Source organism: Calditrichia bacterium (assembly GCA_020634975.1).
Taxonomy (GTDB): domain Bacteria; phylum Calditrichota; class Calditrichia; order RBG-13-44-9; family J075; genus JACKAQ01.
On sequence record JACKAQ010000003.1, the window covers coordinates 321,011 to 344,141 of the forward strand.

A 23,131-nucleotide genomic window follows, 5' to 3' on the forward strand; every position below is an offset into this window, starting at 1 on the left:
TTATTCCGCATTTTCCACTGTTTCAAACTGCATTTGCGAACGCACATAGCGGTCGTATGCCACGGCTTTGTCAAGCTCCAATTGAACGAGTTTTTCGCCCTGCGCAAGTGCCTCTGCCGGTGATTGCAGTCGTTTTACGGCGCGTTCCCGCGCGCCGACAAATTCCCGCCAAAATACGCCGTGCACCAACGGCACAACCGCCGGCGAATGCGAAACTTCCATTTGTTTCACAAAAACCATCGTGCTGCTGTCGGTTGCGAATGACGAATCGGTAGCCGCAAAACGGTTTGCCGGAAACAGCGGTTCATCCAGCGATGCAACTTCGCCGAGCTGCGTTTCCTTTTGCACGGCAAATTTCATGAATTCCCATGCGGCTTCGGGATGTTTCGCGCCGCGCGGAATACCCATCCACCAACTGCCGGACGATGACGCCGACGGCTTACCGGGAAACGAGGGAATAATCGCGACGCCGTAATCGATATTCAGGCGTAATTGGCGATAAAATCAATAAAATTGTGTGAGAGCGTCATCATCGCGACTTTGTTGGAAACGAAGGCGTGCTGATCAGCATAGCCAAATCCGGCAATGAACGCGGTAATTTTTTGCATATCGTAATCATCATAAAAATCAACCACTTGCTGCAACGCTTCGATGGTTGACGGCTCTGTCAAACTGGCGGTTGCACCGTCATCGAGCAAAAATTTCGAGCCGAGTTGCCAGGCCATCAAAATAGTTGTGGGCAAATCACCGTGACCGGGCAACGCGCCGTATTCGGGGATAAATCCCATCTGCGCGATATTTCCGTTCGCATCGGTTTTGTATAATTTTTTGGAAAATTCGCGAACCTCGCCCCACGTTTTCGGCGGCTTTTCCGGATCGAGTCCGGCTTCGCGGAACATATTTTTGTTGTAAAACAGCGCATACGATGCGGTGCTCGCGGGCAGCCCAAACACGCGATGTTGCCAGCGCATCTCCTCCCACAGTGCCGGGAAAAAAATGTCCGTATCAAAATTGTCCCGGGCGATTAATTCATCGAGCGAGAGCAACGCCATCCGCGACGCCCATTGCGGCAGCGGCGAAATCTGGGTCATCACATCCGGCGGATTGCCGCTCAAAATTGCGGTGAGCACCTTTTTTTCGTGCTCCGTCCACGGGATCGCCACCGGGTCAACCACAATCCGGTCCTGGCTTTTGTTGAATTCCAGAACCGTGTATGGCGTCTGCTCTTTTTGTCCGGTCAGATACCAATACTCAACGTGAATTTTTCCGTCATCCGGCAGCGGCTTTTCCGGCGAATAGCCGAACAGCAACCAGAGCATCGCAATGCCGAGGATAGCCAAACCAATTTTTTTGAGAATTGGGATCATTAAATTACCGTTAGTTATCTCACCAACACCATTTTATTGCTCCAAAACTGGCGACCGACCCGGAAGCGGTAAAAATATGCCCCCGAACTTTGCGGATTTCCGGCGTCGTCTTTGCCGTCCCAAACCACTCGATATTCGCCGACGGCGACGTTTTCATTAATTAACGTGCGCACCTGTTCACCGAGCGCGTTGAAAATTTTCAGCTCAACTTTGGCGGGGCGCTCCAGCGAAAACGGAATGGTGGTAACCGGATTAAACGGGTTTGGGTAGTTTTGCGCCAGTTGCACTTTGCGCGGACGATTGTCGTCAACCTCTGCAATACCAACGTTTTCATCGGTTGCCAAAGTAATGAATCGCGGTCGATAAATGCCCGCATCGTTGATGTGATCGACAAAATCAAATGTATTCACGTTGTAGGAAATCAGCAGTTCACCCGGATTCGAGAGGTGCGGGTGTGCTTTTGCGTTATACACAAAAATATCGGGATCGGTTTGCGGCTCGGGCGTTTCGTAAATGATGTTCAGCATGCCGAACGGGCCAACCGGCGAATCGCCGATGCGAATCGCAACGCTGTTGTTGATCTGAAAAACGAGATAATATTTGTCACCGACCGGCGTAACGCTGAATTCCTGCGAAATACCGTCGGTTAGCGGAGCACATTCGCTGATTTCAGTTCCCCAATCCGTGCCGTTCCAGAAACGCCATTCATCAAAATTGGCGATATTTTCCGGCAGCACCCGCGCCGCGACAAGCTGCTTCACGCCGCCAAATCCGCGCGGGCCGTACACATAAATATAGCCATCCGCGTTCGGATAACCGGAAGCCGCATGCATGGGCATAACCGCCTGACCGAGAGCAATGTCCCAGTTTTCCGCATCATTTTTGTAATAAAGCGGCGCATCCACCTGATGATATTCGGGGATGGTGTTGTCCGGCGCTAACTTGAATGAAATCAACGTTACACCGGCGACCCGAAAATTGAACACACCGCCGTCACCGGGTTCCATTCGCAGCCCGAAAACATAAACGCTGTCACCCTCGGCGATACCGTCCATCAGCCAATACCAGTTGTCCGGTTCGGCATTCGGCGTGTTTGGGATGAATACTGCATCGGGCAAACCGTTGGATTCCGCCCAGAAAAAATCGATATTTTCATCGAGCGGGGCGTTGCCGTCGAGCATCGCGTAAGTATTGTTGACCAATCGCCAGCCGGGCAGCCTGCGTCCGGTGCTGTCCACATCGCCGATAAACGTATCACTAAACAAAATCAGCGTTTGCTCGCTGCTGTTTCCGGGCGTTTCCCTGCCGGAAAGCGGGATGCTGTAAATCCCGTCCGAGCCGGTCCAGCCGGATGTGCGGTGGAGGATATTATCCCAATCGATTGCTCGTTGAACCGTGAGCGTATCGCAAGCCACTCCGCTGGCGGAAACAGCCACCGGATGCGGATACGACAACGGCGCCCACGACGGCGTTCCGGAACAGAGCAATCCGCCGGTCGCTTTGGTGACCAGATATCCAATATTGAAACAACCCTCGGTTGTGCCACTTTGCAATTCAACGCTGATATCGATATCGAATGTATTTTGATAGGTGAATCCGGTGTCCGAAATCATGGCGAACCAGCGCATATTTGCGCCAAAATCCGCCGCAGGATAGCAGGCTTCCGCGCTGTCTGCCCATTCCGGGCTGGCGGTGAGCACGCCGTTGGCGAGCGGACTGGCATAATTTGCAGAAAGCACCGACCAGTCATCGGGCAGCAGCAAACAGAGCACACCTTTGTGGGCGTTCGGTTCCGGTGCAAATTCGATGGCAACGTTCATTTGAACGGTCAATTGGTCACCCGGCAAAACCGTCGCCGGTTGATCGATAAAAGTGAAACGGCAACTGGTTGCAATAAGGGTTATTGTCATAATTATCAACAGGTTATAAAAACGTTTTTGCATTGAATCTTTCCGGAAAACGGTATTTTTAATTTTTTCAAATATGGTGTTCCGAGCTGAAACCTGGAACATGTGTTTTTTCGGCACATGTGGAGCACGGGTTAAAAATTCAGCGCAACCGAAAAGCGGTGAACCGCGCCGAAAACATCACCGAACGAGCTGTACGCATAATCAATTTTGGGCTGAAATCCGGCCACATTTGGTGACATCAATCCGACGCCGAGCGTCAAATTGCCTTCGTCGATGTTCATCCGATAGCCGCCGCGCAACGCCAGCGCGTCCAGAAATGCCAGCTCCAATCCCCAATTGACCCATTCCCGGTTGTCGGTCGGGTGCAGCAAATCGACCGCAGCGGTAACCCGGAAATTTTCATTTTTCACCAGATTGTCCGCTGCACCAACGCGGAACAACAGCGGCATTTTGAATTTCTGATCGCGGAACGTTTGGTCGGGACCAAAATGCTGGAACGCGAACGCCAATCGCAAATCACGAAATCCCGTAAAATAGATTGTTCCGATATCGAACAATACGTTGTTGAAGGTGAGATCATCGAGTTTTTCCTGTACAAATTTCACCTGCCCGCCGATGCTCAGTCGATCGGTAAATCGACGGGTGACGGCGAACCCGGCCATCACGTTGCCGGCATCAACCATCCGTCCGGTGCCGAGTGGCTCGTCCACCGTGGTTTCCTCAAACGATTCGACATTCAGCGATACCACACTAAATCCCAATTGCAGCGATTTAAACGGAAACGCCAGCACAAATGCGGAATGTTTGCTGTTCACCAACCAGTTGGAATAATGGGCGATCACCTGCCGGTTTTCCAGCCAGCCCAATCCGGCGGGATTCCAGAAAACGGCTGCAGCGTCGTGCACGGTTGCGGTTACGGCATCGCCGAGGGCGATTTGCTCCGCACCAACCCCGATTTTCAAAAACTGATAACCGGCAGTACCTGATTTGCTGAAATCGAAGCCATAATCGAACTGCGCAAATGCAGTTTGGCTGGCAATCAGCACCAGAATGATGAGGTATTTTTTCATATCACGAACCTTTTATTTCGCTGTTGTGCGCAACTGGCGGGCACGTTGTTGCCGTGCCGCAAGATGGTTATTTTATAAGAACTAACGTGCCTTTGGCAGAACCGACATCCGATGAAACTGTCCAGAAATAGATACCCGGCGCAACTTTTTGGCGGGCGTTATTGAGCTGATCCCACGTGGCTTCGCCGATAGCCGGATTGTCGTGTTCTATTGTGCGAACCAGTTCTCCGGCGCTCGTGTAAATGCGGATGGTGCACAGCGCGGGCAAGTTTGTCCAGGTGATGGTGTAGGCTTCGGATTTCAATTTTAAACCGGAATCATCGCGAAACGGATTCGGGAAAACGCTGATGTTTAACGTATTCTCCGCCGGTTGATTCGCCGATTTCACCGGCTCGGTGATCCGGTTGGTCATAAAGCTTTCCACACCGCTTTCATCGCGGGAAGTAACTGTATAATAATAACTTACACCTAATTGAACATCTGTATCGTTGTAAAACCAGATACCCTGATCTTCATCAAAAAAGTCGTTGACGTGGCTTTGGCTGGACGGACGCAACACCCGGATGCGCTCCCACGGACCGTTGAATGAGCGGTCGCTGCGGTAAATCCGGTATTCGCGAAAATCGTTGGAACCACTGACCGGATCGAGATAATCCGTATCGATCGGTGCAAAAGAGATAGCAATTGATTGGCTGGTGGGTATCGGAATCACATCGATGACCGGCGGCAGTGGCGGTATTTCTGCGATTTGGTAGCCGTTATCGAACAGCGTTTTCGCTGCATCGATGCTGCTTTGCAACATACCCAAACCTTCCGGTAAATTGACCTGCTCGATAAGCCCTTTTACGGCATCTTCAATTGGCAAACCGGCGACAGCCTCCACAACAACAATGCGTAACGGACTGTTTGGCATGAGGTTATACGGTCCGCAAGATTGTAGCATAAACGGCACAATTTGATCGCCGGGCGCTGCCTGCAAACTGGCGTCCGTTCCGTTGATTAATCCGTACATGTATTCCGGGCTGTTGCTGTTGAGCGTTAACCGCAGGCGATTGTCCAGCAAATGCACATACAGCGCGGATGAGGGTTGGCTGCTGCCATCGCTGGCGGCATCGGCGTAAAGCACCGAATATCCGGCGTATCCGGTGGTGCGCAGCTCGTCGTAATCCGGCACGTAATTGCCGACATCGCCGGGCAAACTGAAGTTCGGCGTGTCGTCGTACGCGTAGAGCAGGGCGCGGGTGGTGTCGTATCCCACAATTTCATCTGCACGATTGGCGTCGTCGCCCCAGCCGTTGTGCGCCAGTAAATCCTGATAGCTCGGGCGAATCAGATACGGAAATCCCACATAAAAATCGTTGACCGCGCTGCTGTTCTGGTTGGTAAAAACATATTCAATGATGACAAAATTGTTGATTCCCGGAAAACTCCACACCCTGCTGGTGCGCTCCACCCGGATATTTTCGGACGTCACAAATCGTGCAATAATGCGCTCTTCCGCCTCGTTCGGATTGTATCCGGGATTTTCGAGATAGTTTTCGATTTTCTCGATGCCCTCAAATGTGCCGTCGTCCACCAGTTGGAACGGGCCGTTTTCGGTGAAAAATACCGAGCCGTTCAGCATACCGCCCATCCACAAACCGGCACCGGCCATGTATGAGCGCTGCTCGTCTTTGAGCAATAATTCATCCGGTCCGCCCGGCCAATCCATGCTGGGATAAAAAGCAAATTGATCCAGCGGATCCGGCGCACCGATGGTGCCGTTGTCTTTCATCGTTTCCCACAGCATGCCGCGATTGTGAACCTCAAATTCCGCATTACGGATTTGGGCACCGCCCGCCGTGCAAAAAACGAGAAGTATCACGATGACAGGTATCAGTTGTTTTTTAATCATTGTTGAACTCGAATGTATTCGTTTTCTCTAATTTCACATTTTTATAATTTTATAAGAAACAAAAACTTACATACCTCAAAAACTGTATTTCATCCCGAAATAAAAGCGGCGCGGTTCGTAATAGGTTTGATAGCTGATGTCGTATCCGCCGCCGTCGATCTGGCTGACTTCGCCATTTTCCACAAAATTGGAGAGTGCGTTGGCATCGAAGAAAATATCGCCGAACGAACGCAAATTTTTGGTGTTCAGCAAATTGGTGATCCGCGAATACAGCAAAATTTCCTGTCTGCCAAACAGCCGGATTTTTTTATCGAGCCGCAAATCGAGCGTTTTAATTGCCGGATAGCGTTCGTTGTGATAGGTAATTTCCGGGTTATCCGGTGCCAGATAAGTCAGCGTCGGTCCGCTGGTCAATTTGAACAGCAAACTGGCGCTGCCTCCGTTGAGTAGCGTAGAAACTAATCCGTCATATTTATTGTCCGGGTAGCGCAAATAAAGGTTGGCGCGCAAAATATGCGGGCGGCTGTATACTTTTTCGATGAGCAATCGCTGGGTTAATTCGTCATCGAAGCGATATTCTACTTCGCCCTCGCCATCGATCAAAATTTGCCCGGGCGTTGCGCGTCCTTCGGTGGCGATTGAAAAACTGTAGTTGACATCAATGTTCCAGTTCGAGCTGAGAAGCGTGCGTGCGCTCAACTCAAAACCGCGGGAATCGCCGTAATCGCCGGGAAAATTGCTGACGTAAAACGTATTGGGCGTGATGCGGTTGTTGAACGGATCATAGCCGTACACCCGGCGATCAAACAGTCCGGTTCGCGGCTCGCTCTGGTCGAACAGATCTTTGTAAAATCCGGTTAAGCTGAGCGATGCCATATCTCTAAAATTGTGGTTCACGCCAACTTCAAACTGGACGGTACGCTCCGGTTTTAACGGTTCAAGTGTCAAAAATACAACACGTTCGGGATCACCATCGTTGGAAGCGACATGCCGGACAACGCCATTATTCCGGGCGTTGTAAATGCCTTTGGCGATGTATTCCGGACGAAAATAAGTGAGCTCGAACATGCGATCGAACGGCGGCATTTGCTGAAAATGACCGTAATTGAAGCGCAAAACGGTGCGTTCGGTAACCGGAAACGAAACGCCGAGTCGCGGGCTGAACATGTGATAATCCCGTGCCGGTTTGCGCGGTTTCGCCAACACGTTGTCGAACGAATATTTGACGCGACCGAGCGAATCCACCTGATCGCCGTCCGGGTCGAGCGCCGGATCAAAATCGGGATCGATCGCCAAATTATACAGATTGGTAAAATCGAACCAGTCACGATTCGGATTGAAATAATCGTATCGCAACCCGAAATTGAGGATCATCCCCTCAAATTCCATTTTATCCTGCACAAATCCCGCAAACTGGATGGGATTGTATTTTTCGTGCAATCCACGATTTATCCAGTCGTCCGGGTGATCGGAGAACGACGGATAGCGGTTCGATTTCACTTCGTTCACGGTGTTGTATCGAAATTCGAAACCGGTTTTCATGAAATTGTTGGCATCGAATTGCCAGTTCAGGCTACCGACCAACGACACATCGCCGCTTTCCATCTGCTGATCGTAGATAAAGGCAAATTGGTCAAACGGTTCGTTCGGATAGCCTTCAAATTTGTCATATCCCCAAATGTCGGGATTTGGGCTTTCGCCCAGAACGGTAAATTCGCTGGGTTTTTCAACAATTTTTTGTGAAAAACGGCTCAGCTTCAAATCGTAATACATTTTGTTGGATAGCGTGTGGGTCAAACGTGCGCTGAAAGATGTGGTGCTCGTGTTCACCAATGATCCCCATCCGCGATAGTATTTTGCCTGACTGGTGTAATCCGATCCTTCCTGCAACGTTGAATGTTCTTCGGAATCGTATAGTCCGCTAATGTTCAATTTGATATTTGAACCGAGCCGGAAACCGGTGTTCACCATCAAATTTCGGACATCCCGGGTGTCGCGCGGACGTGGATATGTGTATGCGTAACTGCCAACTTGGGAAGAAATAAAAAAGGTGCCGCGCGTATCGTCCGTTGTGAAAATCGGACCGCCGAGGCTCAAATTGAGGGTGCGATCGTCAAAATCGCGATAGTCATACACCTGGCTTTGGCGATAATCCGTCCACCAGTTGGGATCGAGCGATCCATCGGGCAGCCGGTTGTCCTGAAATTCTTTTTGGGTAGATTGATCGTAAACGTAATTGCCAAAATGGCGCTGTCCCGGCGGTGAATAAATAATTTCCGCAGCACCGGAAAACTGATCGCTACCTTCTTTGGTCACCACATTAATAATGCCGGATTGCGCCTCGCCATATTCGGCGTTGAATCCGCCGGTGATCACCTGCACTTCTTCGATGGCATTCAGGTTAACGGAAGTGAACGAACCGCCGCGATCCGCAACGCCCTGCACCTGTGAAGCCGTGCGAACGCCGTCGATATACCATTTTACCTCTTCCTGCCCGCCACCGCGAATGGCGTAACGCGCCTCACCTTTTCCGCCGCGTCCCTGCAATGTCAATCCGTCGAACAGCACGCCAGTTTGCAGAAACAGCCCCTCTTTTGCGTCGATGATGGGCAATTGCTCAAGCTCCTGTGCACCCACAAACTGAACGCTGGAGGTGATGTCTTTTTGCACCACCGGACGTTCAGCAGTAACAATTACCTCGCTGCCTTCAACGGCTTTTTGGGACATCGAAAAATCGATCCGGGTGGTGTGATCCACCAATACGCGAATGTTTTCCACCCGCATATCAGCGTAACCAATATACATCGCTTCCAACGCGTAATGCCCGGGACGCAACTGCAAAATAACGAACAGACCGTCTTCATCGGTTGTGCCGCCGAGCACGGTACCCTCGACAACCACATTCACGCCAACCAGCGGCTCGCCGGTTTGGGCATCGCGAATTACACCGCTGATTTTACCGGTTTCCCCGGCGAACAACGGTATTGCATAAAACAGTAACATTATGTAGAACAACAGTTTACAAAAAGACCTCTTGCCAGTCATCATTTAACCTCTTTTGAGAAAAATGACTAAAAAAATTGTCGCGTAGATTACTTATGATAAATAAATATGTTTCACAAAAACCGGATTCAGTGGCAAAAAAAGCGGCTCAACTTTCGGGCTCCCATCGCAGAATTGCCGAACGAACGCCATCCAAATGCGCAAACATTAACCGTTTGGCGAGCGCCTCATCGCGATTTTCAATCGCGTGCAAAATCTCCAGATGCTGTTCGTGATCCGTTTCAACAGAGCGAAAAATATCGATCAGCAATCGCTGCTCATTGCGAAACAAACTGGTTAAAACGCTCAACATTTGCACAAAAACAGCGTTACCGGATGCCCGTGAAATGGCTTTGTGGAACATCATATTTTTTTGATTCAACACATTCTCATTGCCAAAATTCTTTTTGGCGTCGTCCAGCAGTTGGTGCATCGTGGCAATTTGTTCGGTAGTGGCATTTTTGGCAGCCAGCGCGGCGGTGTTCGGTTCGATAGCCAATCGCGCCTCAATCAGATCCAGCAGTTGCTTCCGGTTGGGCGTTTCCGCCGAAACAATCGGGTTCATCAAAAACAAACTGTTGATGTGCTCGCCCACATAAATCCCGGAACCGTGTCGAATATTGACGGCGCCAATGGTTTCCAGTTTTTTCAATCCTTCCCGCAAAGTGGGCATGCCAACGCCAAAACGCTGCGCCAATTCGGTCGTCGAAGGCAGTTTGTCGCCCGCAATAAACCGCTGTTTTACGATGAAATTTCTCAATTCCTGGGCGAGATTATCCGCAAGCGTTTTTTTGGGAATGGGCGTGATCGAATCCGGCATGATGATTTTCCTGTGAAAAATTGATAAAGTCATCTTATGACTTGACAAATTTATTGCGAGTGGATTAACTTGTCAAGTCCTTTTGCTTCAACAACGGATTTTTTTAGAAATACGCCTTAAAATTCGGAACTAATCAGGATGCAAACACCGTCAGAAACCGGAATTCAGATTAACAGCAGGTAGATAAATCCATGAAAATCAAAGAGATACTCGTTTTACACCACAGCCACTTTGATGTTGGCTACACCCACACACAGCCGATTTTGTGGGAATTGCAGCGCGAATTTATCGACGGTGCGCTGGAAATGCTCGACCAAACCCGCGATTTTCCGGAGCACGCCCGCCCGCGCTGGACTTGCGAAGTGACCGCACAAGTGCTCAAATGGCTGCGTTCCGCATCGCCGGAATCGGTGGACAAATTCCGCAAATATGCGCAGGAAAAGCGCATCGGTATTTCCGCGATGCTCTGCCACACCACGCCGCTGGCGAACGCGGAACAGCTCATGCGCCAGTTGTATCCGATCAAACAATTGCGCGAGCAGTTTGGCGTTGCCATCAACACGCTCAACCAGCACGACATCAACGGCGTGCCGTGGGTGCTGTCGGACATCATGCTGGATTGCGGCATCGACTTGTTTGTGATGGCCATAAATCGCCACCTCGGCGGATACGCCACCGAGCGCCCGGCGGTGATTCGCTGGGAAACGCCATCCGGCAGAACCATCCGGGTGATGAACGGCGCACATTACACGATGTTCGATCAGCTGTTCGACACACATCTGCACGATCTCGACACAATGGAAAAAGGGATAGAAAACTACATTGATTTCCTGAAAAACGTAAAACACTATCGCCATGATTTTATTTATCTTACGACTGCAAACGCGCCGGTCTGTTACGACAATTCGCCACCGAATATCGATGTGGCAAAACTGATCCGTGACTGGAATGCCGCCGGCCGACAGCCGCAGATTCGCTACGTGACGCCGGAGCAATTGCTCGAACGAATCGATCAGGTACCGAATTCGGAAATGCCGGTGTATTCCGGCGATTGGACGGATTTCTGGAATTTCGGCTGCGCCAGCAATGCAGTAATCACCAAAACCAATTTGCAGGCGAAGCCGCGATTGCTCACCCGCGACCTTATCGCGGCAACACGCGGGAACGAACTTCCGGCGATCCGAGAGGTTGCCCGGCGCGCCTGGTGGCACCTCAATTTTTACGATGAGCACACCTGGGGCAGCTACAATTCCATGATTTTTGACAACAGCTTTGCCCGCACGCAGGCAAACATCAAAGACGGATATGCCTATAAAGCACGTGAATTGGCGGATTACCTCGCCATCGACGCGCTGGAATCGCTTGCAGAAAATCCGGCGCAAGCCAATCACCAGGACGGCATTTTGCTGGTGAACAACACGCCCGAAACCCGGAACGAACTGGTTCCCGTGCCGGATCACTGGTCGATTCCCGGCAAACGGTTGCGTACTGCGCGATTCGGCTGGAACAATCGCTACGAATACATGAATGGCGCGCCACTGTTCGGTCCCGTCGAGTTACCGCCGTATTCGTGGAAAAAAATTCCTTTCGGCGATCTCAAAAAAACGCCGGATCAGCCAAAAATCGAAACCGGCGAGATCAAAATTGTGGGGCCGGAGCTGCACAACATCAATTTCGATACGGTGATTCACCAGCCAAAATACATCGAAAGCGAATTTTACCGGCTGGAATTTGATCTCGCCACCGGACGAATCAATCGGCTGTTCGACAAACAAAATAATTGGGAAGTGCTCGATCGCGACAGCGAGTGGACATTCTTCGAATTCGCCCACGAATCGCCGGATGCGCTGGTGGATTCCGGACGAACCGCCTTTTATCGCCGCAATTTGGTGTCGGAACAATTTGACGTCCAGTGCTGGCAAACGGACTGGAAAGCGCGTCGCCAAAAAGCGACCAAGCCGTTGTCCTGTAACGTAGAAACGCATCCACGCGGCATGACGCTGGTGACAAAATTTGCCGCGCCCGGCTGCGAGTGGATCGAGCAGCGGGTCACTTTGCTCGCGGATTCGCCACGCATCGAGCTGACCGCGCGGATCATGAAATCGGACATCCGCACCGCCGAAAACATCTATTTTGTGTTCCCGCTGAACCTGCCGAAAGGCTGGCGCAGCCATTTCGATACCGCCGGAATTCCTGTGGAATTGGACACAGAGCAGTTGCCCGGCGCGTCCCGCGATTGGGTAACGGTCGAGTCTTTCGCGGCGGTGCACTCGCCAAAGCTCGGCGCAACCCTGTATTGCCCGGATGCCCCGATGGTGCAAATCGGCGGCTTCAATTTCGGGAAAATCAGCAAATCGGTGGAAAAATCCGCCAATCCCCTGCTCCTCGCCTGGCCGATGAGCAGCTTTTGGGACACCAATTTCCGCCCCAGCCAGCCGGGATTGACGGAAATTCGCTACGCCTTCCGCACCCACGGCAAATTCGACGCGGTTTCCGCGATTCGCGAAGGCAAAGCGGTCGCCTCGCCGGTTGAGGTTCATCCGGCAATCGATTGCCCGAAATCGCAATCGGGCAAATTTTTTGAGCTGTCCGGCGAAGCTGTCGAAGTGCTGCACGTAAAACCGGCTGAGGACGGCAGCGGCGCGATTTTCCGGCTGATCAATCACGGCAAAACAGCTGCGAAATGCGAAATTTCCGTGCCGGGCAGAAAACTTTCCCGCGCATCGCTCGTCAATCCGTTGGAGGAATTTGTCGCGAACGCAACAACCGCAGGGAACGCCGCAAAACTCTCGCTGGAACCGCGAAAAATCACCAGCCTTAAGCTGGAATATGCCGCAACTAACGGACAGGTAACTTCATGAAAATCAAAAATATAGCGATTGCGATATTGCTGCTGGCGGGTGCTGTTTTGGCCGGACCGGAGCACTATTTCAAAATAAAGGTGATCGACGCGGAAACCGGTCGCGGCGTGCCGATGGTCGAGTTGCGCACGCTCAACCAGATCCGTTTTTTGACCGACAGCAACGGCTACATTGCCTTTTACGAGCCGGGATTGATGAACGAAAACATCTACTTTCGCATCATCGGTCAGGGTTACGAACAGCCGCCGGATTTTCTCGGACAGCGCGGTGTTGCGCTGAAAACCGTGCCCGGCGACAGCGCGATTGTTCGCGTCAACCGCACCGAAATTGCCGAACGGATGTATCGCAGCACCGGCGCGGGCATCTATCGCGACAGCGAATTGCTCGGTATCCACTCGCCGATAAAAAATCCGTTGCTCAACGGTCGCGTGTTAGGTCAGGATTCCAATTTGAGCCTGATTTTCCGCAACAAAATTTTCTGGATTTGGGGCGATACCCACAAACCGGACTATCCGCTGGGCAATTTGTCCGTTTCCGCGGCGACGTCTGAATTGCCGGAAAACGGCGGATTATCGCCATCGCAAGGTGTTGATTATACTTACTTTGTGGATTCCACCGGATTTTCCCGGAAAATGATTGTCCGCCCCGGCTCCGGCTTTGTCTGGTTCGATTGGGTGGTCAACATTCCGAATGAATCCGGCGATGAAATGCTCGTTGCCAAATACGCCCGCGTGAAAGGCGATTTCACCAATCACGAACGCGGGATTGCGGTGTTTAATGAAGATTCGGGATTGTTTGAAACGCGCACGCTGGTCGATGCGTGGCTGCCGGATTACCACTCGACCGTGAGTCCGGTTTGGGTGAACGTCGCCGGTGAGCGGATGTTGTATTTCACTTCGGAATTTTATTTTCAGCGACAGAAGCCGACGCTCGCGAGCCTTTCGGACGCTGAAAGTTACGAATCCTTCACCTGCCTTTTGCCCGGCGCTGCGTTCGATGAAAAAAATCCCCAAATCGAGCGGGATGCCAACGGCAAACCGGTGTGGGGCTGGAAACGCAACACCGCCGCCATCGATTTGAAACGACAGCAGCAGCTCATTCAATCCGGTGCGCTGAAACCGGAACACGCCTGGCTGCACCTCACGGACATCGCCACCGGCGACGCGGTGACGGTCAATCGCGGGTCGCTGTATTGGAACGAATACCGCAAGCGCTGGATCATGATTGCCGGTGCTGGCGTCGGTGAAGTGTGGTTCGCCGAGGCGGAAACGCCGCTCGGTCCGTGGGTATTTGCCCGAAAAGTCGCGGATCACGACCAGTTGCTTTACAATCCGGTGCATCACCCGTTTTTTGACGAAAATAGCGGACGGGACATCTATTTTGAAGGCACTTTTTCCAACACATTTTTGCCCAACCAACCGGCAATTCCGCGATACGAATACAACCAGTTGATGTATCGCCTGCGGCTCGATGACCCGCGATTGCATCTCCCCTCGCCCGTTTACGCGACGGGCAAAAATTCCGGTGGACAATCGTTGGGATTTTTCAACCAATCGCCAGATCATTCACAATTGCAAAAGATAGCGTTTCTGGCATTCGCACCGGAGCACAAAACGGACGGGCTGGTTCCCGTTTTTCAATCGACGAAAAACGGTCAGCAAACCCTCAGTTTGAGCGGCAAAGGCGAACCGCTGTTTTACGCGCTGCCGCCCGATCCCGCGCCGTTCGAGCAGTTGCTCGGCAAATGGCGCTGCACCATCACCGACCAGATTTTTTTCACCCGGGAAATCGAGCTGAATTTGGCGCAAACCGGCGATCAGTTGAGCGCAACCATCGGCGATCCGGGCATGCAAATCACCCAATTTCGGACGGATGGCGACAGCCTGTTTTTCTCCATCCAGTATTTTGACAAACAATATCGCGCATGGGGAAAAGCCGCCGATGGCAAAATGAGCGGCAACTGGGTAAATGAAATTTCCGGGGAAAAAGGAATTCTGAGTGGTAGCAGCGACGACTTCCGGCGCTTCCCAATGCAGCACAAATTGCTCGCGCCGCTGTATGAATTTGTCAGTAAAGACGGCAAAAAACGGGTGTATTCGACAGCCGAAACGCTCGACGATGCTGCGCTGATTCGCGCCAAAAAACCGCTGTGCCGGGTGTGGCAATTCCCCGGCGAGTTGCTAATTTTGGATGCATCAGCGAAACCGGTTAAGCAATAAATCAGGTATTCAACCGCAAAAATCCGCCGTCAATCGGGTAATCCGTTCCGGTGATAAAACCGGCTTCGTCCGAGCACAAAAACAGGCATAAATTGGCAATTTCTTCCGGCTTCGCCATTCGCCCGATGGGCTGGGTTTTGGACAATTTTTCGAACATTTCTTGCTCTTTGCCGGGATAATTTTTAGCGATGAACCCGTCCACAAAGGGCGTGTGCACCCGCGCCGGGGAGATGCAGTTGCAACGAATATTGTCATCCAGATAATCGCGGGCAATGCTGTAAGTCATTGAAACGACTGCACCTTTGGTCATTGAATATGCGAAGCGATCCGGCAAACCGATTGGCGCAGCAATGGACGCCATGTTGATGATAACACCGTTTTTTTGCGATTTCATTTTGCGAACCGCCGCCAGCGCACAGTTGTAAACGCCTTTGATATTCACCGCGTAAAGGCGATCCAAATCTGCCTCGGCGGTTTGTTCCAACGAACCGACAAACGCGATGCCGGCATTGTTGACGAGAATATCCAGCCGGTTGTGCTGTTCAAAAACGGCATCGACAGCAGCGAGAACCTGCGACTGGTTGGCAACATCAACATCGTGACATTCAGCCGTTCCGCCAGCATCGCGGATGGCCTGAACGGTAGCCGCCGCGCCAACTTTGTCGCGTTCGAAAATGTGAACTTTCGCGCCGTGTTCGGCTAATTTTTGACTGATCGCCTGACCGATGCCGCTACCGCCGCCGGTGACTATCGCAATTTTTTCCGATAAATCGAGCATATTTCGCTCCGTTTTTTGATTAAATCAACCTTGTTTAATTACTCAAATTCCGGTTATTTTCAAACGGTTGTAAATTTTTTTTGGACAGGATAGCAGGATAGACATGATTCTTGAATATGCGAATCACGTGTTGAATATAAAATTGTGAAAAATGTCAGGAGACCCCTGCATTCGCAGGGGTGACAGCCTCAATAAAGGGATGGTCATTCCTGCGAATGCAGGAATCTCCCGATAAAGGCACAACATTCGCCAATTTCAATAACCATCCCGTAATCCTGTCAAAAACCATCAAATCCATTTTAAACAAAACCAGTGGAAAGATACCATGAAATTGATTCGTTTCGGTGAAAAAGGTTCGGAAAAACCCGGCGTGCTCGTCGGCAGTGAGCGGCGGGATTGCTCCGCATATTTTGATGATTGGAATCGTAATTTCTTTATAAACAGTGGTTTGGAGAAGCTTCAAATTTAATCGAGCGCAATCTCGATGGCTTGCCGGTGGTCGATGCCGGTGTGCGCTGGGGCGCGTGCGTCGCCCGTCCGGGCATGATTTTGTGCGTCGGGTTGAATTTTTCGGATCATGCCAAAGAAGCAAAATGGCGATTCCGGAGGAGCCGGTGCTGTTCATGAAAGCAGCAAACACACTTTCCGGTCCATACGACGATGTGAAAATTCCCAAAAACAGCACCAAAACCGACTGGGAAGTGGAACTGGCGATGGTGCTGCAAAAAGATGCCCACGAAATCGATTCGGATGCGGCAGCAGCGGATTGCATCGCCGGATTTTGTTTGATGAACGATTTGTCCGAACGGCATTTTCAACTGGAGCGTTCCGGGCAATGGGTGAAAGGCAAATCGTGCCGGGATTTAGTCCGGTGGGACCATATTTGTGCACCGCAGACGAAATTCCCGATGTACTGAATCTTGCGATGCGACTATCGGTAAATAATGAAATGTTGCAGGATGGCAGCACAAAAACCATGATTTTCAAACCGAATGAGATCATTAAATACATCTCGCAATTTATGCTGCTGGAAGCCGGGGACATCATTTCAACCGGCACGCCGCCCGGCGTCGGATTGGGATTTGATCCACCGCGCTATCTCAAAAAGGGATGTTGTGGAGCTGTCTATCGAAAAATTGGGCACACAGCGGCAGGTGTTTGTTTAAAAAGGCGGGATTCAAACCCGCCTTTTTGATCATTCTATTTCAAAATTTTTATCTCGCAACGAACAAAAAAATGAAGTTTTGTATTTCTCCGCGTCCGTTGCGATCTCTGCGGTTAAAAACCGTATCATTCCATCGGCAGCACATAAAACAGAATCGCAAAAAGTGGCAAATGCTGCCACCCAACACAAACAAATGCCAGATCGCGTGATTATACGGCAATTTATGCCACACATAAAAAATCACGCCGAGGGTGTAAGTAATGCCGCCGGCAATCAGCCACGCCAATCCGCCCGGCGGTATCGTTGCGATCATTTCTTTAATCGCAACAATGCAGAGCCAGCCCATCAGCACATAAATCACCGTGGATAATTTTTTAAAGCGGTTGATAAAAAATATTTTTAGCACAATTCCCGCGAGCGTCAATCCCCAAATCACAACAAATAACGTCCAACCCCACGCGCCGCGCATGTTCACCAATAATATGGGTGTGTACGTGCCGGCGATGAGCAAATAAATAGCGGCGTGATCGATAATTTTGAACACCCGTTTTACGCGCGGATTTTGGAAGCTGTGATATAGCGTCGACGCTAAATACAATAAAATCAAGGTGCTACCATAAATACTGAAGCTGACCACCCGCCAGACATCCCCGTAAATCGAGGCGAATGCCACCAGCAATGTCAGCCCGGCGACGCTCAATCCGGCACCGATGCCGTGGGTGATACTGTTGGCAATTTCTTCGCCGAGGTTGGGTTTATTTTGTGAATTCATTGATTCCTTTTCCGGGATTAAAAATTTATTTCGTTCAAATTTTCACAGATGATTCAAATTTAGTTTTTCAGCCGTAAAAAGTAAAGCCATAAAAAAGCCATCCTTTGATTAGTTATCACTGTTACGCCGCGATTTCAGATAATTGATCGCGCCACCGGCGAGCATAATGTTGATTTGCCGCTCGCTGAGGCTGTGCGTGAGTGAATAGTTTTCATCGCGGGTGCGGTTGTGCGCCACGATTGTTTCGCCGTTGGCAACGGCGTTTCGCAGATGTTCAACGCGAATCTCGTCGCCCTGCCGGATGCGTTCGTAATCTTCTGCGTTTTCAAATTCGAGGGGTAAAATGCCGAAATTCGCCAGATTTTGCCAGCCGATGCGCGCGTAACTTTTGGCAATTACCGCAATTTGCCCGAGGTATCGCGGTGCCAGCGCGGCATGCTCGCGGCTTGATCCTTGCGCATAATTTTCCCCGCCGACAACGATGTGCCCGCCAAATTCTTCTTTCGCTTTCATCGCGCGATCGTAAAATGTTGTATCGATGATGCTGAACGCCCACTTGCTGATTTCCGGAATATTGCTCCGAAACGGCAGCACTTCCGCACCGGCGCGCATGATTTCGTCCGTGGAAATATTGTCACCCATCTTCAGCAATAATGGCACCTGAAATTCATTTGGCAACGGATTCAATTCGGGAATTGACTTGATATTCGGTCCTTTTTCCAGCTCGATTTCGTGCCCGTTTTTTGCCGGGGAAATGAGCAATTCCCGGTTGATGTTTTCGGTTTTGGGCTGTTGAAATGCAGGATACGAAATGCCCATCGATTTTTCGAGATCGCGCGGATCGGTAATTTCCCCGGTGAGCGCGGACGCTGCGCCGGTTTCCGGGCTGCACAAATACACGAGATCGTCCAGCGTGCCGGAACGTCCCGGGAAATTGCGCGGCATGGTTCGCAGACTGATTTTTCCGGAGGCAGGCGCCTGACCCATCCCGATGCAGCCCATGCAACCGGCCTGATGAAATCGCGCACCGGCTTTGATCAGCCGGGCAAACGCGCCGTCATCCGCCAGATTTTCGGTCACCTGTCGCGATGTCGGGTTGATGTCGAACGACACCTGCGGATGCACGGTTTTGCCATCCACTATTTTGCTGACCACCCAAAAATCACGATAGCCGGGGTTGGCGGACGAGCCGATTACCACCTGATGCACCGGATTTCCGGCAACATCCCGAACCTTCACCACATTTCCGGGGCTGCTCGGGCAGGCGATCATCGGTTCCAGTTCGGATAGATTGATTTCATCGTGTAAATCGTATCCGGCACCTTTATCGGGCAACAATTCTCGCCACTCCCCTTCCCGTTCCTGCCGTTTCATAAAATCGCGAATTTCACCGTCGGAGGGGAAAACCGTGGTGGTCGCGCCCATTTCCGTGCCCATATTGGCGATCACGTGGCGATCCATTGCGCTGAGTTCTGCCAGTCCCGGACCGAAATATTCGATGATCATCCCGCGACAGCCGGTGACATCGTAACGCCGGAGCATTTCCAAAACCACATCTTTGGCGCTTACCCACGGCGGCAATTTGCCGGTGAGTTTCACACCGAGCACTTTTGGCATTTTGATAAACAGCGGTTCGCCGGCCATCACAAACGCCACATCCAGACCGCCGGAACCGAGCGCCAGCATGCCCAACGCGCCGGACGCCGGAGTGTGGCTGTCCGAACCAACCATGGTTTTGCCGGGCTTCCCGAACCGCTCCATGTGGATCGGATGGCTGACGCCATTGCCCGGACGGCTATACCAAACCCCGAATTTTTGCGCAGCGGAATACAGAAATACGTGGTCGTCCGCATTCTTGAAATCGGTTTGCAGCAGGTTGTGATCGACATATTGCACAGATAATTCCGTATGCACTTTCGATAATTCCATCGCTTCCAATTCCAGCATCACCAGCGTTCCGGTTGCATCCTGCGTTAATGTTTGATCTATTTTTAACCCGATTTCCTCACCCGGAATCATATCTCCGGAAACAATATGGGATTTGATGAGTTTTTGGGTAACATTCAGGACATCTTGCATAAGTCCTCCAATTTATTGACACTTATATATTTATACTGTGTCAATTTATGAAGTTTCGTGATTTACAGATTTTTCCGAGCGATGCAGGTTGGTAAATCGGAAAACGATCCAGCGGGAATTATTAAAAAGGTATCATGTTGATCAAAAACGGAAACCCTGGTTTATCAGAAACTTGCTCAATTTGCGCTTTCTCATTGCCACGTTTTACGAATCGTTTTCTGTGCCAACTGGCAGCGGTAATATAAATTTCGTTCATTTCGGAATTCGCCCCGCCGATTGAAATAACCCGCAGCGATTCAATTTCATAATTTACAGATTCCAAAAACTGATACAGCTTTTCCGCATCCGACTGTGCAAAGTTACCGGCAATATATTTGACAATTGAAAGAATAGACATCACATTACCTCCGGAAGATGTTGAAGTGTTGAAAAATAATGGCGGGGAAAAGTTAATATGTCATCGCGAAAAACGCAATATATTAGTGAACTTTTTTACACCTAACCTTAACAGGTGATAGATGTTGAGTGATTGGATATGCGTTGAAAATGAGATTTTTCGTCTCTTTAGGAAAACAACAAAGCATCTGAGTTTAAAACAATCAAGCTAATACTGACACTACGTATTGAGCTGCCAAAATTTATAGTTCGCTATTTTTTTGAAATTACAAACTGTGTGTAACAGTCAAAAAAATGACATTTGAGGTTGATTCTGAATAAATTTTGTTTTCAATTATAGCTGTATTTTGATTTTCAAAGCGAACGCAATATTTTAGACAGAAGAAAAGAAATTCCATGACAAAAAGGGTGAAAAATGCGGGAACAGTTGAGCATTTTTGATTTGATGCAGGATGATTTGCGCAAGCTGTATGATGAACGTGCAGCAATCCAACAACAAATAGATGAAGCACTGAGCAGCGATGACCAGAAGACGTTCGAGCAGTGCAAAAAACAGCTGGATGATGTTCAGAAAAAAATAAATGGAATACAACTCCGCACCCGCAGCAAAGGCGCAAAATAACCGGCATCGTTTTAATTCAATTTTGGGTTAGAACTCAATATCAGCAGTTTTTTATCAAAGAAAAGTTTCCTTTGCAGATGTATTTATTTATCTTCTTATCACAGGTTCAAAAAAAACAATGTATTAACAATGATTCTAACCTGCATTTTAATAGTAAATGACGAATCTCTGAATTTATTTAGAAGACTCAATTGATAAAAAATAACTCTTTGCCCAAAAGCAAATTCTGGAAATATATACCTTTTAGAAGATATCTAATATTTGTCTCGGCGATATTCTTCCTGTTCTCAGGATTCGGATTTATCATCGATCTGCTTTCATTAGGTTCATTTTCAGAACTGCTGCTTTTTTTTAATGTAATTTATTCAGGGATTGTTGCAGTACTCTACGTTTATACTTTTACAAGAAATCTTAAATTCCTTCCTTTTACTATCTTATTTCAGATCGTCGTTGGCATAAGCATCTGGCGAGGAGCCGGGCACTTACCGCTTTCCGAATTTCCCCAAAGAGCATTTTTTGATGCCGTTGGAATTTTAGTGACAATTTTTCTGGGATATATACTGTTTGTTATATTTATAAATAAAGAGGGATTAAGAAATTTTCGACTTCAGGCTGAAATGGACCTTGCGCAGGATCTTCATTCGAACCTTGTTCCAAAACTTGAAATCGTCAATGACCGTTTTGAAATATTTGGCGTATCTAATCCTACCGATGAAGTCGGCGGCGATTTAGTTGACTATTTCGAAAATGGGACTTCTCATACCTGTTATATTGCAGATGTATCGCCTAGCGCCTTCGGTGCTCCATATCTGGCGAAATTGAGGTCGCAGCTCACTGTGGCACCGGCAGCTTTTGCGGCTTTGCAGGCTTCGATAATTGCGGCGCGCGGCTGTTCCCCCAACGCCGGCGTGATGCCCGTCAGTGAAACCACTTGGCACTGCTAAACACTTGTTTCCAATCGACTTCGCCAGGTTCGATTTCCGCATTGCAGCATGTGCGCGATCGTAAACGACTTTCGAAGCGCGCTGGCTGGCACCGGTTTCCAGAAAATAAATGCCCACCCGATCACCTTTTCGCACGATGAAATCATCTTTCACACCAAAGCGCCGGAGGTGATTGACTGCAGCCTGCCCGATTTCGTGTTTGGGCAAACGGCTAACGAAATAACTTTCCAACCCGTAATTGGACAGCGCCACAGCAACATTGGCTTCGCCGCCGCCGTAAGTGACATCAAATTGTTGCGCCTGCACAAACCGGCTGAATCCGGGCGTGGAAAGCCGCAGCATAATTTCCCCAAATGTTACCACTTTGACATTTTTGTAACTCCTGTAAAATCTTATATTTAGATTTTATAAATATTTCATTTTTCAGATTCCTGCCTTCACAGGAATGACCGGGTAGTTGTCTTTCCTGCGAAAGCAGGAATCTCCAGATTTTCAGCAATTATCCTGAAACGTTATTGCGCACTTATTTTCGCACAGCATCGATGCTCTGTTTCAAAATTCTGGCGTTTTCGGTAAGCTGGGCAAAATTTTCGCTGTCGATGGCTTTTTGTCCAGCAACGCACCACCGACGCCCACGGCACATGCACCGGCGTTGATCCACTCGCCCGCGTTGGTCAGCGATACGCCGCCGGTGGGCATCAGATTCAGGTGTGGCATCGGCGCTTTGATCGCTTTGAAAATGGCATCCCAACCACGTCCGCCGGAAAACTTTGACGATATCCGCGCCAAGTTCGTGCGCGGTTAATATTTCTGTGGGTGTGAAACAACCGGGCATCACCGGCAAATTGTAACGATGCGCCGTTTGCACAACTTCCGGTTTGAACACCGGACTGACCACATATTTTGCACCGGCGTTGATCGCCAGTCGCGCCGTTTCCGAATCGAGCACCGAACCGACGCCGATAAGCACCTCTTTCGGTAACGCTCGCGATGCTTCTTCGATCACTTTCAGCGCGTTGGGCGTGGTCATCGTGATTTCCAGCGCAAAAATCCCGCCTTCCAGCAATGCTTCGGCAACATGCATTAATTTTTGGGAATCGCTCATCCGAATGACCGCCACCGCGCCGCCATCGATGATTTTTTGAACGATTTCAAATCGGGTCATTGTTTTCTCCAAACGCAAATAAATCGT

14 protein-coding genes and 3 pseudogenes are annotated in these 23,131 nt (G+C 50.0%); 4 read left to right on the forward strand and 13 right to left on the reverse strand.

All coding sequences use genetic code 11. The features are described 5' to 3' along the window. From H6629_18975 to H6629_19005, 7 genes are all read right to left on the reverse strand, one after another. Positions 1–486 (reverse strand): extracellular solute-binding protein, encoded by a 486-nt coding sequence (locus H6629_18975; protein MCB9069866.1) that lies wholly within the window; start codon positions 484–486, stop codon positions 1–3. Next, entirely contained in the window at positions 483–1,367 is an 885-nt protein-coding gene (locus H6629_18980) for an extracellular solute-binding protein (GenBank protein ID MCB9069867.1), read from the reverse strand. Before H6629_18980 ends, H6629_18975 begins: the two co-directional genes overlap by 4 nt. Before the next feature lie 14 nt (positions 1,368–1,381). After that, positions 1,382–3,277 (reverse strand): DUF4185 domain-containing protein, encoded by a 1,896-nt coding sequence (locus H6629_18985; GenBank protein ID MCB9069868.1) that lies wholly within the window; start codon positions 3,275–3,277, stop codon positions 1,382–1,384. A gap of 131 nt (positions 3,278–3,408) precedes the next feature. Further along, entirely contained in the window at positions 3,409–4,347 is a 939-nt protein-coding gene (locus H6629_18990; protein ID MCB9069869.1) for a PorV/PorQ family protein, read from the reverse strand. 67 nt (positions 4,348–4,414) lie between these two features. Continuing rightward, on the reverse strand, positions 4,415–6,241 hold the full coding sequence (locus H6629_18995) for a hypothetical protein (GenBank protein ID MCB9069870.1): 1,827 nt from the start codon (positions 6,239–6,241) through the stop codon (positions 4,415–4,417). A 75-nt stretch (positions 6,242–6,316) separates the two neighbouring features. Beyond that, positions 6,317–9,244 (reverse strand): TonB-dependent receptor, encoded by a 2,928-nt coding sequence (locus H6629_19000; protein MCB9069871.1) that lies wholly within the window; start codon positions 9,242–9,244, stop codon positions 6,317–6,319. Between the two features lie 148 nt (positions 9,245–9,392). Further along, positions 9,393–10,103, reverse strand: coding sequence for a FadR family transcriptional regulator (locus H6629_19005; protein MCB9069872.1), 711 nt, complete (start codon positions 10,101–10,103; stop codon positions 9,393–9,395). Positions 10,104–10,294: 191 nt separating this feature from the next. Here H6629_19005 and H6629_19010 point away from each other — a divergent pair, with 191 nt between their 5' ends. Together H6629_19010 and H6629_19015 are read left to right on the forward strand one after the other, a co-directional pair. Further along, a complete protein-coding gene (locus tag H6629_19010; protein MCB9069873.1) occupies positions 10,295–12,964 on the forward strand; it encodes a hypothetical protein in 2,670 nt (889 codons plus the stop codon). Continuing rightward, positions 12,961–15,183: a hypothetical protein gene (locus H6629_19015; GenBank protein MCB9069874.1), complete on the forward strand. Its 2,223-nt coding sequence runs from the start codon at positions 12,961–12,963 to the stop codon at positions 15,181–15,183. Before H6629_19010 ends, H6629_19015 begins: the two co-directional genes overlap by 4 nt. Before the next feature lies 1 nt (position 15,184). Here H6629_19015 and H6629_19020 read toward each other — a convergent pair whose 3' ends face one another. Further along, positions 15,185–15,961, reverse strand: coding sequence for an SDR family oxidoreductase (locus H6629_19020; protein MCB9069875.1), 777 nt, complete (start codon positions 15,959–15,961; stop codon positions 15,185–15,187). Positions 15,962–16,286: 325 nt separating this feature from the next. Here H6629_19020 and H6629_19025 point away from each other — a divergent pair. Beyond that, positions 16,287–17,127, forward strand: a pseudogene (locus H6629_19025) (fumarylacetoacetate hydrolase family protein). A 48-nt stretch (positions 17,128–17,175) separates the two neighbouring features. Here H6629_19025 and H6629_19030 read toward each other — a convergent pair. The 3 genes from H6629_19030 to H6629_19040 all read right to left on the reverse strand — a co-directional run bounded on the left by H6629_19030 (position 17,176) and on the right by H6629_19040 (position 20,374). Next, entirely contained in the window at positions 17,176–17,898 is a 723-nt protein-coding gene (locus tag H6629_19030) for a hemolysin III family protein (protein ID MCB9069876.1), read from the reverse strand. A gap of 108 nt (positions 17,899–18,006) precedes the next feature. Then, positions 18,007–19,977 carry an aconitate hydratase gene (locus H6629_19035; protein ID MCB9069877.1) on the reverse strand — a complete coding sequence of 657 codons (1,971 nt, stop codon included), beginning with the start codon at positions 19,975–19,977 and terminating at the stop codon, positions 18,007–18,009. Positions 19,978–20,098: 121 nt separating this feature from the next. Further along, entirely contained in the window at positions 20,099–20,374 is a 276-nt protein-coding gene (locus H6629_19040) for a hypothetical protein (GenBank protein MCB9069878.1), read from the reverse strand. 414 nt (positions 20,375–20,788) lie between these two features. On the opposite strand from H6629_19040, the gene H6629_19045 reads away from it, so the two are divergent. Next, on the forward strand, positions 20,789–20,995 hold the full coding sequence (locus tag H6629_19045) for a hypothetical protein (protein MCB9069879.1): 207 nt from the start codon (positions 20,789–20,791) through the stop codon (positions 20,993–20,995). Positions 20,996–21,761: 766 nt separating this feature from the next. On the opposite strand, the pseudogene H6629_19050 reads toward H6629_19045, so the two are convergent. Continuing rightward, positions 21,762–22,281: pseudogene (locus H6629_19050) on the reverse strand (hypothetical protein). Positions 22,282–22,462: 181 nt separating this feature from the next. Next, positions 22,463–23,104: pseudogene (gene eda, locus H6629_19055) on the reverse strand (bifunctional 4-hydroxy-2-oxoglutarate aldolase/2-dehydro-3-deoxy-phosphogluconate aldolase). Positions 23,105–23,131 lie beyond the last annotated feature (27 nt).

Bases quoted from the DNA above. Each gene is read 5' to 3' on its own strand.
- H6629_18980 (MCB9069867.1), bottom strand. From the start codon at position 1,367: ATGATCCCAATTCTCAAAAAAATTGGTTTGGCTATCCTCGGCATTGCG.
- H6629_18985 (MCB9069868.1), bottom strand. From the start codon at position 3,277: ATGACAATAACCCTTATTGCAACCAGTTGCCGTTTCACTTTTATCGAT.
- H6629_18990 (MCB9069869.1), bottom strand. From the start codon at position 4,347: ATGAAAAAATACCTCATCATTCTGGTGCTGATTGCCAGCCAAACTGCA.
- H6629_18995 (MCB9069870.1), bottom strand. From the start codon at position 6,241: ATGATTAAAAAACAACTGATACCTGTCATCGTGATACTTCTCGTTTTT.
- H6629_19000 (MCB9069871.1), bottom strand. From the start codon at position 9,244: ATGTTACTGTTTTATGCAATACCGTTGTTCGCCGGGGAAACCGGTAAA.
- H6629_19005 (MCB9069872.1), bottom strand. From the start codon at position 10,103: ATGCCGGATTCGATCACGCCCATTCCCAAAAAAACGCTTGCGGATAAT.
- H6629_19010 (MCB9069873.1), top strand. From the start codon at position 10,295: ATGAAAATCAAAGAGATACTCGTTTTACACCACAGCCACTTTGATGTT.
- H6629_19015 (MCB9069874.1), top strand. From the start codon at position 12,961: ATGAAAATCAAAAATATAGCGATTGCGATATTGCTGCTGGCGGGTGCT.
- H6629_19020 (MCB9069875.1), bottom strand. From the start codon at position 15,961: ATGCTCGATTTATCGGAAAAAATTGCGATAGTCACCGGCGGCGGTAGC.
- H6629_19030 (MCB9069876.1), bottom strand. From the start codon at position 17,898: ATGAATTCACAAAATAAACCCAACCTCGGCGAAGAAATTGCCAACAGT.
- H6629_19035 (MCB9069877.1), bottom strand. From the start codon at position 19,977: ATGCAAGATGTCCTGAATGTTACCCAAAAACTCATCAAATCCCATATT.
- H6629_19040 (MCB9069878.1), bottom strand. From the start codon at position 20,374: ATGTCTATTCTTTCAATTGTCAAATATATTGCCGGTAACTTTGCACAG.
- H6629_19045 (MCB9069879.1), top strand. From the start codon at position 20,789: ATGCGGGAACAGTTGAGCATTTTTGATTTGATGCAGGATGATTTGCGC.